At 70.5% G+C, this 16,551-nt stretch carries 12 protein-coding genes; 7 read left to right on the top strand and 5 right to left on the bottom strand.

The window, feature by feature from the left end:
* Positions 1 to 6 precede the first annotated feature (6 nt).
* The gene (gene glmM / locus FFS25_RS05070; RefSeq protein ID WP_053447815.1) at positions 7 to 1,359 is read left to right on the top strand and encodes a phosphoglucosamine mutase; all 1,353 of its coding nucleotides are present in this window, start codon (positions 7 to 9) and stop codon (positions 1,357 to 1,359) included.
* Between the two features lie 229 nt (positions 1,360 to 1,588).
* Here the strand turns inward: glmM and mscL are convergent, their stop codons facing one another.
* From mscL to coaA, 3 genes are all read right to left on the bottom strand, one after another.
* The gene (gene mscL / locus FFS25_RS05065) at positions 1,589 to 2,029 is read right to left on the bottom strand and encodes a large conductance mechanosensitive channel protein MscL (RefSeq protein ID WP_051990381.1); all 441 of its coding nucleotides are present in this window, start codon (positions 2,027 to 2,029) and stop codon (positions 1,589 to 1,591) included.
* A gap of 120 nt (positions 2,030 to 2,149) precedes the next feature.
* Positions 2,150 to 2,902: a M15 family metallopeptidase gene (locus tag FFS25_RS05060; RefSeq protein ID WP_006213474.1), complete on the bottom strand. Its 753-nt coding sequence runs from the start codon at positions 2,900 to 2,902 to the stop codon at positions 2,150 to 2,152.
* A gap of 45 nt (positions 2,903 to 2,947) precedes the next feature.
* Positions 2,948 to 3,904 (bottom strand): type I pantothenate kinase, encoded by a 957-nt coding sequence (gene coaA, locus FFS25_RS05055; RefSeq protein ID WP_006213473.1) that lies wholly within the window; start codon positions 3,902 to 3,904, stop codon positions 2,948 to 2,950.
* Between the two features lie 104 nt (positions 3,905 to 4,008).
* Between coaA and FFS25_RS05050 the strand changes: the two genes are divergently transcribed.
* The 6 genes from FFS25_RS05050 to mgrA all read left to right on the top strand — a co-directional run bounded on the left by FFS25_RS05050 (position 4,009) and on the right by mgrA (position 14,281).
* Positions 4,009 to 4,422 carry a holo-ACP synthase gene (locus FFS25_RS05050; RefSeq protein ID WP_137802128.1) on the top strand — a complete coding sequence of 138 codons (414 nt, stop codon included), beginning with the start codon at positions 4,009 to 4,011 and terminating at the stop codon, positions 4,420 to 4,422.
* A complete protein-coding gene (locus FFS25_RS05045) occupies positions 4,422 to 6,134 on the top strand; it encodes an NAD(P)H-hydrate epimerase (RefSeq protein WP_137802127.1) in 1,713 nt (570 codons plus the stop codon). Before FFS25_RS05050 ends, FFS25_RS05045 begins: the two co-directional genes overlap by 1 nt.
* Before the next feature lie 160 nt (positions 6,135 to 6,294).
* A complete protein-coding gene (gene glgX, locus FFS25_RS05040) occupies positions 6,295 to 8,490 on the top strand; it encodes a glycogen debranching protein GlgX (protein ID WP_006213469.1) in 2,196 nt (731 codons plus the stop codon).
* Between the two features lie 124 nt (positions 8,491 to 8,614).
* Positions 8,615 to 11,086, top strand: coding sequence for a malto-oligosyltrehalose synthase (gene treY / locus FFS25_RS05035; RefSeq protein ID WP_137802126.1), 2,472 nt, complete (start codon positions 8,615 to 8,617; stop codon positions 11,084 to 11,086).
* An 80-nt stretch (positions 11,087 to 11,166) separates the two neighbouring features.
* On the top strand, positions 11,167 to 13,047 hold the full coding sequence (gene treZ / locus FFS25_RS05030) for a malto-oligosyltrehalose trehalohydrolase (RefSeq protein ID WP_006213467.1): 1,881 nt from the start codon (positions 11,167 to 11,169) through the stop codon (positions 13,045 to 13,047).
* A 133-nt stretch (positions 13,048 to 13,180) separates the two neighbouring features.
* The gene (mgrA, locus tag FFS25_RS05025; RefSeq protein WP_137802125.1) at positions 13,181 to 14,281 is read left to right on the top strand and encodes an L-glyceraldehyde 3-phosphate reductase; all 1,101 of its coding nucleotides are present in this window, start codon (positions 13,181 to 13,183) and stop codon (positions 14,279 to 14,281) included.
* Positions 14,282 to 14,393: 112 nt separating this feature from the next.
* Here mgrA and FFS25_RS05020 read toward each other — a convergent pair whose 3' ends face one another.
* Positions 14,394 to 15,188 carry a phosphatase gene (locus FFS25_RS05020; RefSeq protein ID WP_249933781.1) on the bottom strand — a complete coding sequence of 265 codons (795 nt, stop codon included), beginning with the start codon at positions 15,186 to 15,188 and terminating at the stop codon, positions 14,394 to 14,396.
* Positions 15,185 to 16,540, bottom strand: a complete 1,356-nt coding sequence (locus FFS25_RS05015) for a glycosyltransferase (protein ID WP_137802124.1) — start codon at positions 16,538 to 16,540, stop codon at positions 15,185 to 15,187. The genes FFS25_RS05020 and FFS25_RS05015 overlap by 4 nt, the downstream gene beginning before the upstream one ends.
* Positions 16,541 to 16,551: the final 11 nt, after the last annotated feature.

Below are 16,551 nucleotides of genomic sequence, written 5' to 3'. Positions count from 1 at the left end.
GGATCGATGACACGAATCTTCGGAACCGACGGCGTACGCGGTCTGGCCAATGAGCTGCTCACGGCAGACATGGCCCTGGACCTCTCTCAGGCAGCGGCCATCGTGCTGGGCCACGACCATGCGGCTGATGGCCGCCGTCCCAGGGCTGTGCTCGCCCGGGACGGCCGGGCCTCGGGCGAGTTCCTGGGTGCGGCCGTAGCCGCCGGGCTCGCGGCCTCAGGCGTCGACGTCGAGGACGCCGGCACCGTGCCGACCCCGGCGCTGGCCTACCTGGTGGGCGACACCGAGGCGGACTTCGGCGTGATGATCTCCGCCTCGCACAACCCGGCCCCGGACAACGGGATCAAGTTCCTGGCCGCCGGCGGCAAGAAGCTGCCGGACGCCGTGGAGGACCGGATCCAGGCCGTCTACGACGCCAAGGACTTCCGTCGGCCCACCGGCGCCGGGGTGGGACGCATCCGCACCCTCACCGACGCCGAGGACCGCTACGTGATGCACCTGGTCGCGGCCATCCCGCACCGCCTCGAGGGGCTGAAGATCGTTCTGGACTGCGCCCACGGCGCCGCCTCCGGTCCGTCTCCGGACGCGTTCCGCGATGCCGGGGCCGAGCTGGTCGTGATCGGCGCCCAGCCGGACGGCCTCAACATCAACGACGGCGTGGGCTCGACGCACCTGGGGCCGCTGAAGGAGGCCGTGGTGGCCCACGGGGCGGATCTCGGCATCGCCCATGACGGCGACGCCGATCGCTGCCTGGCCGTGGACGCCCAGGGGCAGGAGATCGACGGCGACCAGATCATGGGCATCCTGGCGGTGGCCATGCACCAGGCCGGGCGCCTGAAGGACGACACCCTGGTGGTGACGGTGATGTCCAACCTGGGTCTCAAGCTCGCCCTGCAGGAGCGCGGCATCCGGATCGTCGAGACCAAGGTCGGGGACCGCTACGTCCTCGAGGCCATGGTCGAGCACGGCTTCAACCTGGGCGGCGAGCAGTCCGGTCACGTGATCATGGCGGACTGGGCTACGACCGGCGACGGCCTGCTCACCGGCCTCATGCTGGCCTCTCAGGTGGCGGGGACCGGCCTGCCGCTGTCCGAGCTGGGCACGGTCATGACCCGCCTGCCGCAGCGTCTGCTGAACGTGAAGGGCGTGGACCGCTCCGCCGCCTCGACCGACGAGGGCGTGGCGGAGGCCGTGGCGGAGTCGGAGAAGCGACTGGGGGAGACCGGCCGTGTGCTGCTGCGTCCCTCCGGAACCGAGCCCGTGGTGCGCGTGATGGTCGAGGCCGCCACGCAGGAGCAGGCCGACGAGGAGGCCGCCGCGCTGGCCGAGGTCGTGCGGCAGCGGCTCGCCCTGGGCTGAAGCCCCGGCTGAGACCCGCTGCCTGCTCGACTGAAGCGGCGGCGCAGGATGAGGAGGAGCCCCGACGGCGTCGCCCGTCGGGGCTCCTCCTGCTTCTGATCAGCGGCTCCGAGCGCAGAACAAGGCCCCTGCCGCGAGTCGCGGCAGGGGCCTTCTTCTCTCTCCCAGCGCCGCCCGGCGCTGTGCTCTCAGATCATGAGGTGAATGGGGGTGGTGGAGCCTGTGGGGCTCAGACGGACGGCGTGTCCTTGGGCGAGACGCTCTCGGCCTGGCCGGCGCCCGGGACGAGCGCGTCGCGGATCTCGGTGAGCAGGGCGACCTGCGGGTCGACCTCCTCCTCATCCGGGTTGATGCCGAGGCGCAGGTTGCGGCGCTCGATCATCTTGTTCATCGGCATGACGACCACGAAGTAGAGGGCCGCGGCGATGATGAGGAAGTTGACGATGACGGTGAGCCACGCGCCCAGACGGACGTAGTTCTCGGTGCCGTTGACCTGGATGGCCAGGAACTGATCGAAGTTGGGGAACCCGATCAGGCCCGAGATCAGCGGCATGATGACCGAGTCCACGAGCGTGGAGATGACGGGGGCGAACGCGCCGCCCACGATGACGGCGACGGCAAGGTCGATGACGTTGCCCTTCATGATGAATTCCTTGAAACCCTGAAGCATGACAGCAACAGTAGCGGTGAAGGACGTGTCAACCTGTTGCCGGGAAGCTTTTTCTCGGATCTCAGGTGGTGATTTACGTCACACTGCTCTCCGGTCGCGACCCCGTCGTGACCTGGGGCGTCAGGAGTAGTCCGGTGCGGGGCCCGTTCCGTAGAACTCCTCGAGCGTGGCAGCTCCGGAGTCGGCGAACTCCTGGGCGCGCTCCTCGCCGATGTAGCGGAAGTGCCAGGGCTCGTAGGCGTAGCCCGTGACGTCCTCGCCGTCCTGGGGGTAGCGCAGCACGAATCCGTAGTCCTGCGCGTGCTCGGCGGCCCACTGGGCCGCTGCCGTGTCGGCGAAGCACTCCTGCAGGTCGCAGCCGGAGCCGTCGGCGATGTCCATGACCAGACCCGTCTGGTGCTCCGAGTGCCCGGGGCGGGCCGAGATGGTGTCGGCGGTCTCCTGGCCGTTGACGTCGACCCAGTGCTGATAGGTGGTGACCTGCTCGTCGTAGGGGCGGTAGGCCGAGGTGATGCTCACGGTGATGCCCTCGTCTCGCATGTCCGAGAGCATCTGCTGGGCGGCTCCGGCTGCGTCCTCGCGCAGCTGCTGGCCCTCGATGTCCTCGAGCGGCTCCGGGGCGTAGTCCTCCGGATCCAGCGGGCGCGCCTTGTTGACGACCACATCGGTCGAGGTGGAGGTGTCGACGTCGGCGTCGGACACGGCGGCCGCGCCGGATTCAGCTTCTGCCTCCGCGCCGCCGCTCTGGGCGGAGTCCGCGGCGGCGGAGCTGCTGGAGTCCTCCTGCGGCTGCTCGGATCCGCATGCCGAGAGGCCCAGAAGGCCCAGCAGGGTGACGGAGGCGGCCAGGCGGCGGGGGAGGGGGGTGGTCATGATCGGGCTCCGATGCTCGGGGGCGCGGTGCGGATGTTCGGGGGGTCAGTTCTTGCGCAGCAGGACGCGGCGGATCGAGTGGTCCGAGTCCTTGGAGAGGATCAGCTGCGCTCGGCCGCGGGTGGGCCGGACGTTGCGGACCAGGTTCGGCTCGTTGATGCGGCGCCAGATGTCGGTGGCGACCTCCTCGGCCTCCTCGTCGGAGAGGCTCGCATAGCGGTGGAAATAGGAGTCCGGGTCGGCGAAGGCGCCGTGTCGCAGCTGCTGGAAGCGCTCCACGTACCAGCGCTCGATGTCCTGGGTCCGGGCGTCGACGTAGATGGAGACGTCGAAGAAGTCGCTCAGGGCCAGGGCCGCGCGGTCATCGGGCCCGATCTTGGCGGGGGCCAGCACATTGAGGCCCTCGATGATCACGACGTCCGGGGCGGTGACCACGACCTCCTCGTCCGGGAGGATGTCGTAGGTGACGTGCGAGTACTTGGGCGCCCGGACCTCCAGCGCCCCGGACTTGATCTCGGCCACGAACCGCAGCAGCGCCCGACGGTCGTAGGACTCCGGGAAGCCCTTGCGGTGCATCAGGCCCCGGCGCTCGAGCTCGGCGTTGGGGTGCAGGAAGCCGTCGGTCGTCACGAGCTGGACGTTGGGCGTGGACGGCCACCGGGCCATGAGCTCGCGCAGCAGGCGGGCGGTGGTGGACTTGCCGGCGGCCACTGACCCCGCGATCGCGATGACGAACGGGGTGCGCGCGTGCTCCTGGCCCAGGAACTGATTGGTCGAGTTGTTCAGCGCGGTGGCGGCGGTGTCGTAGAGGGTGAGCAGCCGGGACAGGGGGAGGTAGACCTCGCGCACCTCGTCGGCGTCCAGATGATCTCCCAGGCCGCGCAGGCTCTCGATCTCCGCCTCATCCAGCGGCAGCTCGATCTCATCGGACAGGCGCGACCACGTCAGCCGGTCGAGCTCGACGAACGGCGACAGTCGGTGGATTCCGGGGGCTGTGCTCATCGGCGCCATCGTAGTCCGCCGAGGCGGCGCACCCCGATCCAGGCGGTCCGTGATGACCTCCTGCGAAGGATCGGGGGCAGCGCACCGGGATTAGGCTGGCTCGCATGATCATCGGCAGCGGCATTGACGTGGTGGACATCCAGCGGTTCGAGCGGCAGCTCGAGCGCACGCCCAGGCTGCGCGAGCGTCTGTTCGTGCCCAGCGAGCGGGTGCTGCCGCCGCAGTCGCTCGCGGCGCGCTTCGCCGCCAAGGAGGCCGCGGCCAAGGCGCTGAAGGCGCCGCCCGGCATGATCTGGCGGCACTGCTGGATCGAGAAGACCGAATGGGGCGCCCCGATCCTGCGCACCGAGGGCACGGTGGCCCGTGAGGCGGCCCGTCAGGGGATCGACCGGTGGCACCTGAGCATGTCCCACGACGGGGGCCTGGCCATGGCCTACGTGATCGCCGAATCGACGGGCTCAGCGGATCCGGAATCGCTCGGCTCGGCGGATCCCGACGACGCCGAGGCGGTGCTGTGATGCGCCCGGGGTTCTCGGGAGAGGCCGTGCGCACGGCCGAGCAGCCGCTGCTCGAGCAGGGCAGGGGCCCGGCGCTGATGGCGGTGGCCGCGCACGGCCTGCAGCTGCACTGCCGGCGCCTCCTGCGCACTCGTCGGGGGCGGGTCGCCGGATCCCGCGCCGTGGTCCTGGCGGGCAAGGGCAACAACGGCGGGGACGGGCTCTGGGCTGCCGCTGCGCTGCGCCGCGCCGGTGTGGCGGTGACGGCGATCCCCACGGCCGACTCGCTGCACGAGGACGGCGCTCGCGCTCTGCGGCAGGCCGGCGGAGTGGTGAGCGCATGGCCGCTGGACGACGAGCACGTGGAGCAGGCCCTGGACCTGCTGCTCGGCGCGGACCTGGTGATCGACGCGGTGCTCGGCACCGGGGCCTCCGGCGGGCTGCGCGGTGCCATGGCCGAGCTCGCGGGATCCTTCGACCAGCGCTCGCAGGAGACAGGGGGGCAGGGGCCCGTCGTCGTGGCCGTCGACGTCCCCTCCGGGCTCAGCGCCGACGGCGGGGCGCTCGAGGGTCCTGTGCTTCCCGCCGCCTCCACCGTGACCTTCGGCGCGGCCAAGACGGCCCAGCTCACCGCCCCCGGCGATCGGCTGTGCGGCCGTGTGGAGGTCGTGCCGATCGGCATCGAGGCGCACCTGCGATCCCCGGACGTCCTGCGGCTCGAGGATCGCGATCTCGAGGCGCTGTGGCCGCGCCCGGTCGGCTCGGACCACAAGTACACCCGCGGCGTCGTCGGGATCGTGGCCGGGTCCGAGGAGTACCCGGGGGCCGCTCTGCTGACGGTGCGCTCGGCGCTGGCCGCCGGGACCGGCATGGTCCGCTACCTGGGCGATGAGTCCACGCGCAGGATGGTCAACCTGACGAGCCCCGAGGCCGTGGTCTCCGATGGCGCCCCCGCCGACGAGCATGTGCAGGCCTGGATCTCGGGCCCGGGCGCCGTCGACGAGGCGCAGCAGCAGCGCTGCGAGCAGGCGCTGGCCGAAGCGCTGCAGCGCAGGATCCCTGCGGTGCTCGATGCCGGAGCCCTGGAGATCGCCGGGCGCAGCCTGGCCGACACGCGGCTGCGGCCGTGGATCGTGCTCACCCCGCATGCAGGCGAGCTGGCCGAGCTGCTGCGCTGGTGCGAGGCCTGGGACCGGCTTCCGGAGGGCGTCGCGGCTGCCGAGCGCGAGCAGATCGAGGCGGACCCCGTGCACTGGGCGCGAACGGCCGCCCGGGCGACCGGGGCCACCGTCGTGCTCAAGGGCGCCACCACGACCGTCGCGGCTCCGAGCACCGCGGAGGGCGCGCCGGATCCGGACGACGACCGGGACGGCGCATCCTGCGTCCTGACGGCCGGAGACGGCAGCCCGTGGCTGGCCACCGCCGGCTCCGGGGACTGCCTGGCCGGCATGCTCGGAACGCTGCTGGCCCACGACTCCGCCCAGCCGCAGCGGCTCGAGCGCGCCCTGGGCCCGTGGCTGGCCGACAGCCCGCTGCCCGAGCATCTGCGGGGCGGTCTGCGCGACCGGCTCGCAGGCGACGGGCGCTGGTCGCTGCTGGCGGCGCTGGCCGTGGTGCTGCAGGGGCGCGCCTCGCGGCGAGGAGGAGAGGGCCCGCAGCCCTGCCGCCCCGAGGACATCCGCGCGGCCCTGACCCGCGGGGACGCGGGATCCGGGGCGGATCTGGGCAGCTGAGGGGGGCGAGCGCGAACGGACGGGGGCCGTCCGGCCCTGATGTCGGCACCTGCGCTAGGCTCGGTGCAGTGCGCCGACGCACCGGGAGGCCTTTCCGTCTGCGTTCCTCGAGGGTCAGGCGGCGGATCCCGAACCCCTACACCTTCAGGAGATCATCGTCGTGACCGAAGTCTGGCCCGGAACTGCTTACCCCCTCGGGGCGACCTTCGACGGAACGGGCACCAACTTCGCTCTGTTCTCCGAGGTCGCCGAGAAGGTCGAGCTGTGCCTGTTCGACGACCAGGGCACCGAGGAGCGCATCGAGGTCGAGGCCGTCGACGGCTATGTCTGGCACTGCTTCCTGCCCAACGTCGAGCCCGGTCAGCGCTACGGCTACCGCGTGCACGGCCCGTGGGACCCGTCGCAGGGCCTGCGATGCAACCCCTCCAAGCTGCTGCTGGATCCCTACGCCAAGGCCGTGGACGGCTTCGTGCGCGAGTGGGGCCAGCCGCTGTTCTCCTACGAGTTCGGTGACGAGGACTCCTTCAACGACGAGGACTCGGCCGAGCTGATGATGAAGGGCGTGGTGATCAACCCGTTCTTCGAGTGGCAGGGCGACCGCCCGCCCAAGCGCGAATACCACAAGTCCGTGATCTACGAGGCCCACGTCAAGGGGCTCACGCAGCAGCTCGACGAGATCCCGGAGAACGAGCGCGGCACCTATGCCGGCGTGGCCCACCCGGCGACCATCTCGCATCTGAAGAAGCTCGGCATCACCGCGATCGAGCTCATGCCGGTGCACGAGTTCGTGCAGGACTCCACGCTGCTGGAGAAGGGCCTGCGCAACTACTGGGGCTACAACACCATCGCGTTCTTCGCCCCGCACCACGACTACTGCTCGACCTCGACCCTCGGCGGGCAGGTCCAGGAGTTCAAGGCCATGGTCCGCGCCCTGCACCTGGCGAACATCGAGGTCATCCTGGACGTGGTCTACAACCACACGGCGGAGGGCAACCACCTGGGGCCCACGCTGTCCATGCGCGGGGTGGACAACAACGCCTACTACCGCACCGTCGAGGACAACCCGAAGTTCTACATGGACTACACGGGCACCGGTAACTCGCTCAACGTGCGCCACCCCCATGCGCTGCAGCTGATGATGGACTCGCTGCGCTACTGGGTCACCGATATGCACGTCGACGGCTTCCGCTTCGATCTGGCCTCGACCCTGGCTCGCGAGTTCTACGACGTCGACAAGCTCTCGACCTTCTTCGAGCTCGTGCAACAGGATCCGATCGTCTCCCAGGTCAAGCTGATCGCCGAGCCGTGGGACGTCGGCCCCGGCGGCTACCAGGTGGGCAACTTCCCGCCGCAGTGGACCGAGTGGAACGGCATGTACCGCGACACCGTGCGGGACTTCTGGCGCGGCGAGCCCTCGACCCTGGGCGAGTTCGCCTCCCGCATCACGGGCTCGGCGGACCTGTACGAGAACAGCGGACGCCGTCCGTTCGCCTCGATCAACTTCGTCACGGCCCACGACGGCTTCACGCTGCGCGACCTCGTGTCCTACAACGAGAAGCACAACGAGGCCAACGGCGAGGACAACAACGACGGCGAGTCGCACAACCGCTCCTGGAACTGCGGTGTGGAAGGCCCCACGGACGACGCCGATGTCCTGTCGCTGCGCGCACGGCAGCAGCGCAACTTCATCGCCACGCTGATGCTCTCCCAGGGCACCCCCATGCTCCTGCACGGCGACGAGCTCGGACGCAGCCAGGGCGGCAACAACAACACGTACTGCCAGGACAACGAGATCTCCTGGATCGACTGGGACGCCGCCGACGTCCCGCTCATGGAGTTCACCTCCGCGCTGATCCACCTGCGCCGGGATCACCCCACGTTCCGCCGCGCGCAGTTCTTCGACGGCCGTCCGGTCGAGATGGACGAGCGCACGGACGAGGATCCCATGCCGGACATCGCCTGGATCAGCACCGACGGCTCGGCCATGACGCCGGCCGATTGGGACGAGCCCCTGGCCCGCACGCTCGGGATGTGGCTCAACGGCCATGGCATCGCAGGCAAGGACGCCCGCGGCCGCCAGATCACCGACGTCGACTTCCTGGTGTGGTTCAACTCCTCCCCGGAGGACATCACGTGCACCCTCCCGCCCGCCGAGTACGGATCCACGTGGGAGGAGCTGCTGGACACCGCCGGCGAGCACGGCAACGGCTCGGTGCTCACGCACTCGACGGAGTTCGTGCTCAAGGCCAAGTCCATGGTGGTGCTGCGCCAGTGGGATGAGCCCGAGGACGAGCCGGACACCTCGGTGGCGGCCTCCGTCGCCGCCTACGCGTCCCAGGCCCAGCCGGACGAGTGAGCCGCGAGCCGGGTGATCCCGGCTCGCCTGAGACTGGGGCCGGTCCCGACCGATCGGGGCCGGCCCTCCCACCCAGGACCCGCAGCAGGAGAGGTGCTCCTGCACCAGCACACGAGGAGACCACGTGCGCATTCCCGCCTCGACCTACCGACTCCAGATCACCCCCGACTTCGACCTCACCGCAGCAGCCGAGCAGCTCGAGCGCCTGCATGCGCTCGGCGCGGACTGGGTCTACCTCTCGCCGGTCCTGCGCTCCGTGGGCGGCTCGGACCACGGCTACGACGTGGCCGATCCCACCGAGGTCGACCCGGCCCGCGGGGGCAGGGAGGCCTTCGACCGCTTCTGCCGCTCGGCGCACGAGCTGGACCTGGGCGTGCTGGTGGACATCGTGCCGAACCACCAGGGCGTGGCCTCCCCGCCGGAGAACCCGTGGTGGTGGTCGCTGCTGCGCGACGGACGCGGCTCCGAGCACGCGCAGGCCTTCGACGTCGACTGGGAGTCCTTCGGCGACCGGGTGATGATCCCGGTGCTCGGCGACGACGCCGACGAGGACGGCACCCCGCGCCCGGGTCGGGCCGACCAGGCGCTGGAGCAGCTCGAGGTCGAGCTGCGCGATGGGCAGCCGGTGCTGACCTACTTCGACAACGTCTACCCGGTGGCCGAGGGCACGGCGATGTTCGATGACGACGGCCGGGCCACGGAGCCTGCCCGGATGATCCACGAGCGGCAGAACTACCAGCTGGTCAACTGGCGCCGCGGGGATGCTGCCCTGAACTACCGCCGCTTCTTCACGATCGCCACCCTGGCGGGGATCAGGGTCGAGGACCGCCAGGTCTTCGAGGACTCGCACGTGGAGGTCCGTCGCTGGATCGACGAGGGCCTGGTGGACGGGCTGCGCATCGATCACCCGGACGGTGTGCGCGATCCCGCGCAGTACCTCGGCTGGCTGGCCGAGCTCACCGACGGGCGCTACACCCTGATCGAGAAGATCCTGGAGCCCGGGGAGCTGCTGCCGCGCGAATGGCTGGAGCAGGGCCTGACGGCCGGCACCACGGGCTACGACGCCCTGGGTGTGATCGACCGGCTGCTCGTGGACCCGGACGGGGAGTACCCGCTGACCGCTCTGGACGCCTCCCTGCGCGCCGGCTCGAGCGCCGAGCAGGCTCAGGAGGGCGACTGGGAGCGGATGATCCACGGGACCAAGCGGGCCGTGACGGACGGGTCCCTGCATGCCGAGGTCGAGCGCCTGGCCCGCGAGGCCTCCGTCGAGCCCGCCCTGGAGGGCGTCTCGCACGAGACCCTGGTGGACGCCCTGAGCGAGGTCCTCAGCTGCTTCGGCGTCTACCGCACCTACCTGCCGTGGGGCTCGGAGCACCTGGCCGAGGCGCTGGAGGCCTCGCAGGGCTCCCGTCCGGAGCTGGCCGAGGTGCTCACCGCTCTGGGCCCGGTCCTGGGGCTGGGGGTCGAGGACGAGTCGGAGCTGACTCCGGCGGCACGACGCTTCCAGCAGACCTCCGGCATGGTCATGGCCAAGGGCGTGGAGGACAGTGCGTTCTACCGCTACTCCCGTCTCACCTCGCTCACCGAGGTGGGCGGGGATCCGTCGTCGTTCTCGCTGTCCGCTCAGGAGGCCCACGACGAGTTCGCGCGTCGTCACCGCGACGAGCCGCTGGCCATGACGACCCTGTCCACCCACGACACCAAGCGCTCGGAGTCGGTGCGCGCGCGGATCAGCGTGCTCGCCGAGATCGGGGAGGAGTGGGCCGTGGCGCTCGCCTCCGTGGAGCGCGATGCCCAAGCCAGGGGCGTCGGTCCGCTGGCCGATCGGACGCTGGTGAACCTGGTGCTTCAGGCCATGGTGGGGGCCTGGCCCATCAGCCGCGAGCGCGCTGTGGACTACGCCCTGAAGGCCGCCCGCGAGTCCGGGACCGCGACCGCATGGGTCGACGGCGATGAGGCCTTCGAGGCGGATCTCAGCGGGCTGATCGACCTGGTGCTGGAGGACCCGGCCGTGCGCGGCACGGTGGAGGGCATCGTGCGTCGAGTCCAGGCACCGGGCTGGTCGAACGCGCTGTCGCAGAAGCTGATCCAGCTCACCGTGCCCGGCGTGCCGGACGTCTACCAGGGCTCCGAGCAGTGGGCTCCTGCGCTCGTGGATCCGGACAACCGCCGCCCGGTGGACCACGCCGAGATCGCGCAGCGACTGGCCGCCCTCGACGAGCGCCGCGACGATCCCTCGGTGGCGCGCGAGCATTCCGTGCCCGCGGTGGACGAGACCGGCGATGCCAAGCTGCTGGTGACCTCGCGCGCGCTGCGTCTGCGCCGCGACCACCCGGAGCTGTTCTCGGACTATGCACCGCTGCAGGCGGAGGGCGAGCAGGCAGAACACCTGTTCGCTTTCGACCGCGGCGGTGCGCTGACCCTGGCGACGCGGCTTCCCGTGGGGCTGGAGGCTGCCGGCGGTTGGGGCGAGACGAACCTGGTGCTGCCCGACGGGCAATGGAAGGATGCCCTCACCGGCGGCAGCTTCAGCGGGACCGTGCGGGTAGGGGAGGTGCTCGACCTGCTGCCTGTTGCACTGCTGGTCCGCGACTGAGCTGTTCCACCGTCATACCGAACGAGCATTCTCCGAGGCGGGCGCACGCATCGTCTCCCCACCGCAGAACGGAGGACGACATGTCCTACTCCGCAGGAAACGGCCGAGCCCCTCTGGATCGCTTCGACGTCTTCGCCCCGCATGCCGCGGGTGTCGTCGTGCGCATCGACGGGCAGGACCACGAGATGATCAAGGCCCTCGACCTGCCGGGGCACAGCCCGCGCGGGCTGGAGCCGGCTCCCGAGTACGCCTCCGGCGAGCACAGCCCCATGGGCTGGTGGACGCTGCCGGACGAGGCCGCCGAGTCCGTGCCGTCCACGACGGTGCGCTACGGCTACATCCTCTCCAAGGTCCTGGACCCGGGCACGCCCGAGGAGCGCACGATCGAATCGGCCGTGCTGCCGGATCCGCGCTCCATGCGCCAGCCGCAGGGCGTGCACGAGCTGTCATGCACCTACGACCCCGCCGACTTCGAGTGGACCGACCACGACTGGGGCGGGGCCGATCTCGAGGACACCGTGCTCTACGAGATGCACATCGGCACCTTCACCCCGGAGGGCACCTTCGAGGCCGCGATCGAGCACCTGGATGCGCTCGCCGAGCTGGGCATCGACGCCGTCGAGGTCCTGCCCGTCAACGGGTTCAACGGCTCGCGCAACTGGGGCTACGACGGCGTGGCCTGGTACACGACCCAGGAGGAGTACGGCGGGCCGATCGGCCTGCAGCGCTTCGTGGATGCCTGCCACGAGCGCAACCTGGCCGTCGTGCTGGACGTCGTCTACAACCACCTGGGCCCCTCCGGGAACTACCTGCCCGAGTTCTTCGAGGTCTTCACCGCCGGTGCCTCCTCGTGGGGAGAGCAGATCAACCTGGATGACTTCGGCTCCGACGGGGTGCGCGATCATATCCTCGACAATGTGCGCATGTGGCAGGAGGACTTCCACATCGACGGCTTCCGGATCGACGCCGTGCACGCGCTCAAGGACTCCCGCGCCCGCCACATCCTCCAGCAGATCTCGGACCGTGTGGCGGAGACCTCGCAGCGCACCCGTCGTCGTGCCTTCACGATCGCGGAGTCGGACCTCAACGACGTCCGCATGGTCGAGGACACGCAGCGCAACGGTCTGGGCATGGACGGTCAGTGGCTCGACGACTGGCACCACGGCGCGCACTGGGCGCTGTCGGGGGAGTCGCAGGGCTACTACGAGGACTTCGCCTCCCTGGGCGCGCTCGCCAAGTCGATGACCGGCGCGTTCTTCCACGACGGGTCGTTCTCGTCCTTCCGCGGCCGCTCCCACGGGGGGCCCGTCGACCCGCAGCGGCAGAAGCCGTGGCAGTTCGTGACCTACACGCAGAACCACGATCAGGTGGGCAACCGGGCGACCGGCGACCGCTTCCCGCAGACGCTGTCCACGGATCGCCTGATCCTGGCCGCGGCCCTGCTGCTGACCCAGCCGTACACGCCCATGATCTTCCAGGGCGAGGAGTGGGCGGCCTCGACCCCGTGGCCGTTCTTCACCGCGCATCCGGAGCCCGAGCTGGCCGATGCCGTGCGCAGCGGCCGCAAGGCCGAGTTCGCGCGCATGGGATGGGATGAGGACTCCGTCCCGGATCCCCAGGCGCAGGAGACCTTCGACTCGGCGATCCTGAAGTGGGATGAGCGTGAGCAGGGCGATCACGCGAAGGTGCTCGCCGCCTACCGGGAACTGATCGACCTGCGCCGACGCACCCCCGAGCTGCGCGGCGGCTTCGAGACGATCCGCACCGAGTTCGATGAGGACGGCCGCTGGCTCGTGCTGCACCGCGGCCCGGTGTCCGCAGCCTTCAACTTCGGCGACGACGCCGTGGACGTGCCGCTGGGCGGTGCCGCTTCGTCGGTGCTGTGGAGCCACGGCGCCGAGGAGCCGGCCGGGGAGTCCATCCGCCTCCAGGGCAGCGGCGCAGCGGTGCTCAGGGCCTGAGAGGCTGTGCTGGACGGTCCGCCATGATCCAGCGGCCTCCGCTTCCTCCAGGGAGCGGAGGCCGCTTCGGCTCCGAAGCGGTGCGCCCTGCTGCTCCCATTGCGCTGTCGCCGGGCGGTGGAAGGATGGGCACATGCTGATCTACGGAGATGACACCCGCTGGACGCCCGCCGAGGACCGCTACGAGTCCATGCCCTACCGCACGCTCGGGACCTCGGGCCTGAAGCTGCCCGCGATCTCGCTGGGGCTGTGGCACAACTTCGGCGATGACAAGCCCATGGCCACGCAGAAGCAGATCCTGCGCCAGGCCTTCGACTCGGGCATCACCCACTTCGACCTGGCCAACAACTACGGCCCGCCCAACGGCTCGGCCGAGCTGAACTTCGGCCGTGTGCTCAAGGAGGACTTCGCCGACCTGCGCCAGGAGATCGTGATCTCCTCCAAGGCCGGCTGGGACATGTGGCAGGGCCCCTACGGCTTCGGCGGCTCGCGCAAGTACCTGATCGACTCGCTGGATCAGTCGCTCGAGCGCATGGGCCTGGACCGCGTGGACATCTTCTACCACCACCGTCCGGACCCGGAGACCCCGATCGAAGACACCATGCGCGCCCTCGACCACATCGTGCGCTCCGGCCGGGCGCTGCACGTGGGCATCTCGTCCTACAGCGCCGACGACACCGCCGAGGCGCAGCAGATCATGCGCCAGCTCGGCACGCCTCTGGTCATCCACCAGCCGTCGTACTCGCTGCTCAACCGCTGGATCGAGGAGCCCTCCGAGAACGCGGACGGCCCGGCCGGCGGCAAGAACCTGGTGCAGGTGCTGGGGGAGGCCGGCATGGGCTCGATCGTGTTCACGCCGCTGGCCCAGGGCATGCTCACGGACAAGTACCTGAACGGCATCCCGGAGGATTCGCGCGCTGCGGCCTCCAAGTCCCTGAACCCCGAATGGCTCACGGAAGAGAACCTCGAGCGCATCCGCGGGCTGAACGAGATCGCTCAGCAGCGCGGTCAGACCCTGGCGCAGATGGCGATCGCCTGGACCCTGCGCCCGCAGGACGGCGGTCAGGTCACCTCCGCTCTGGTCGGCGCCTCGTCGGCAAAGCAGATCGCCGACAGCGCCAAGGCCGTGGAGAACCTCGAGTTCTCGCAGGACGAGCTCTCCCGCATCGACGAGCTCGCCCAGGACGCCGGCGTGAACATCTGGGCCAAGGCCACCGAGTCCACCAAGGAGTGATCGCGGAGCGCTGACGGGACGAGCGCCGGTCAGCGGCTCGGCTGCACGAAGGGACGCCTCCGTCCGGAGGCGCCCCTTCGTCGTGCCGTCACCCGTTGCGGCGACCGGACGCTCAGCCGATCGGCAGCCCGGCGCGCTCGAGCACGAAATCGGTCAGCGGCGCGTAGGCCTCGGGCGGGATGTTGTCGTCCATCGGCACCACGACCTCGATCAGACCCTGCTGCTCACCCGCGAACGGCGCGGGGTCGTTGCAGTCGGCGATCGCGATCACGCGCGCGCCGCGCGTCCCGGCGGCACCGGCCATGCCGTGATCGGAGACCACGAGATCAGGCAGGAACGCGGGGTCGCCGGCCTGCTCGGCCAGCCGGTCGAGGGCCAGCTCCATGGGTTCCGGGCGGTGGGTATGCCGCAGCCCGCCGTACTGCTCGACCATCATCACGTCCGAGACCTGCCGCACCTGGCCGTCGTCCCAGGCGATGCCGCCGTGCATGTGCAGCACCTCGGCACCGGCGGCGCGGGCGGCCGCGGCCAGTCGGGAGTAGATCGGCGGCAGGGCCGCGGGATGAGCCGTGGCGAAGAAGATCGTGGCGCCGGGTCGCACGGCGTCGGCGAGCACCGCGGCGTAGCGCTCGAGCGCGGCCATGCACAGCTGGGCGCTGATCGTGTCCACGCCCTCGGTGAACTCGGGGTCGTCGCTGATGCCCACGCGCTCGATCATGAGGCGGAAGACGTCGTCGTACGTGGTGCCAGCGGCGGGCGTGATGCCCATGTACTGGTGCTCGGAGGAGTCCAGGAAGCCCTGGATGTTCGCCAGATTGGCTTCCCGCGGCGTGGCCACTGGGCCGGTCGCGTGAACGCGATCGAGGTGGTCTGCCAGGTCCTGGGGGCTCATCGCTGAAGTCGTCACGTCGGCAACTCTAGGTCTTGAGGGGAACGAGCCGCTCGGCGGCTTAAGGGAGCGTAGACCTGGTCCACATGAGCCTCGGCTGCGGCCGCCCAGGAGAAGCGAACGGCGCGATCAACGGCGGCCCGGCCACGCCGAGCCAGCTCGGCGGGATCTCCCAAGGCCGATCGCAGGGCTTCGGCCCAGGCCTCCGGCGTGCGCGGGCTGACGAGCCAGCCGGTGCGGCCGTCGTCGACCGCCGAGCGCAGCCCTCCCGCATCCGAGGCGAGCACCGGAGTTCCGCAGGCCTGCGCCTCCAGGGCCACCAAGCCGAAGGTCTCGGACGACGAGGGCACCGCCCACACATCCGCCCGGCGCATGGCGGCGGCCAGCTCGGCCACGGGCAGCGAGCCGAGCCACTCGATCCGGTCCTCGATGCCCAGAGCCAGGGCCTGCTGGTGCAGGGAGTCGGTGAAGGCGTCGTCGCCCACCCCGGCCAACAGCAGGCGGGGGATCGACGCCTGCCGGTTGGCGGCCAGCAAGCCGAGGGCTTCCAGGAGGACCTGCGGGCCCTTGAGCGGCTGTAGGCGCCCCGCGAAGCCGATCACCGGCTCGTGGACTTGACGGGCAACGGACTGCGGCTCGGAGGACGGAGCATCGGGAGGCTGCGGGCTGTCCGGGCGGAACACCTCGAGGTCCACGCCCGGGGCGATCACGTGGGTCCAGGCGGGGTCGGCGTCGTAGAGCTCGCGCATCTGCTCGGCCTCGGCGGCGGTGTTGACCACCAGGGCAGAGGTCTCGCGGATCAGGCGCTGCTCGGCGCGCTCGCGGACCTCCGGCTCGAGGGACTCCCCGGCGGCCGCCTGCGCGTTCTTGCCGCGGGCACTGGTGTGCAGGGTCAGCGCGAGCGGGATGTCCCAGTCCTGCGCCAGATCCCGGCCGACCTCCCCGGAGAGCCAGTAGTGCCCGTGGAGGACATCGGGGCGGGGCAGCAGCTGCGCAGCGGCGGTCCGCAGAGCCGTGGCGACGGCGGGCAGGTGCCGCGGCAGCTCGTCCTTGGTCGCGCTCGCGGTCTCGGGCAGAGTCACGCTCACCAGCCGCAGCCCCGGCGGATCGCCGACGGGCTGGGCCGTGACGGTCTCCACCGGTCGGGCTTGCCCGGGGTGCTCGCTGTCGCGCCACAAGGTGACCAGGTCCACCGCATGGCCGAGCCGGGCCAGCTCACTCGCCAGGTGCCGGACGTAGACATTCATCCCGCCCGCATCTCCCTGGCCGGGCTGGCGCAGGGGAGAGGTGTGCAGGCACAGCATCGCAATGCGCAGGCACTTCTGCGACGGACCGGTCGGAGCGGCGCAGGGATCTTCGGAGGTGAGCACGCGAACACTCT

This window comes from Kocuria sp. 2SI (genome assembly GCF_005502825.1).
In the GTDB taxonomy this organism is placed as follows: Bacteria; Actinomycetota; Actinomycetes; order Actinomycetales; family Micrococcaceae; genus Kocuria; species Kocuria palustris.
Note: the sequence above shows the minus strand (reverse complement) of the source record. Positions and strands in the feature narration are given on the sequence as shown.

What these genes read in the sequence shown, in the direction of transcription:
- FFS25_RS05050 (WP_137802128.1), top strand. Translation starts at nt 4,009, where the DNA reads ATGATCATCGGCAGCGGCATTGACGTGGTGGACATCCAGCGGTTCGAG.
- glmM (WP_053447815.1), top strand. Translation starts at nt 7, where the DNA reads ATGACACGAATCTTCGGAACCGACGGCGTACGCGGTCTGGCCAATGAG.
- FFS25_RS05045 (WP_137802127.1), top strand. Translation starts at nt 4,422, where the DNA reads ATGCGCCCGGGGTTCTCGGGAGAGGCCGTGCGCACGGCCGAGCAGCCG.
- mscL (WP_051990381.1), bottom strand. Translation starts at nt 2,029, where the DNA reads ATGCTTCAGGGTTTCAAGGAATTCATCATGAAGGGCAACGTCATCGAC.
- coaA (WP_006213473.1), bottom strand. Translation starts at nt 3,904, where the DNA reads ATGAGCACAGCCCCCGGAATCCACCGACTGTCGCCGTTCGTCGAGCTC.
- mgrA (WP_137802125.1), top strand. Translation starts at nt 13,181, where the DNA reads ATGCTGATCTACGGAGATGACACCCGCTGGACGCCCGCCGAGGACCGC.
- treZ (WP_006213467.1), top strand. Translation starts at nt 11,167, where the DNA reads ATGTCCTACTCCGCAGGAAACGGCCGAGCCCCTCTGGATCGCTTCGAC.
- FFS25_RS05060 (WP_006213474.1), bottom strand. Translation starts at nt 2,902, where the DNA reads ATGACCACCCCCCTCCCCCGCCGCCTGGCCGCCTCCGTCACCCTGCTG.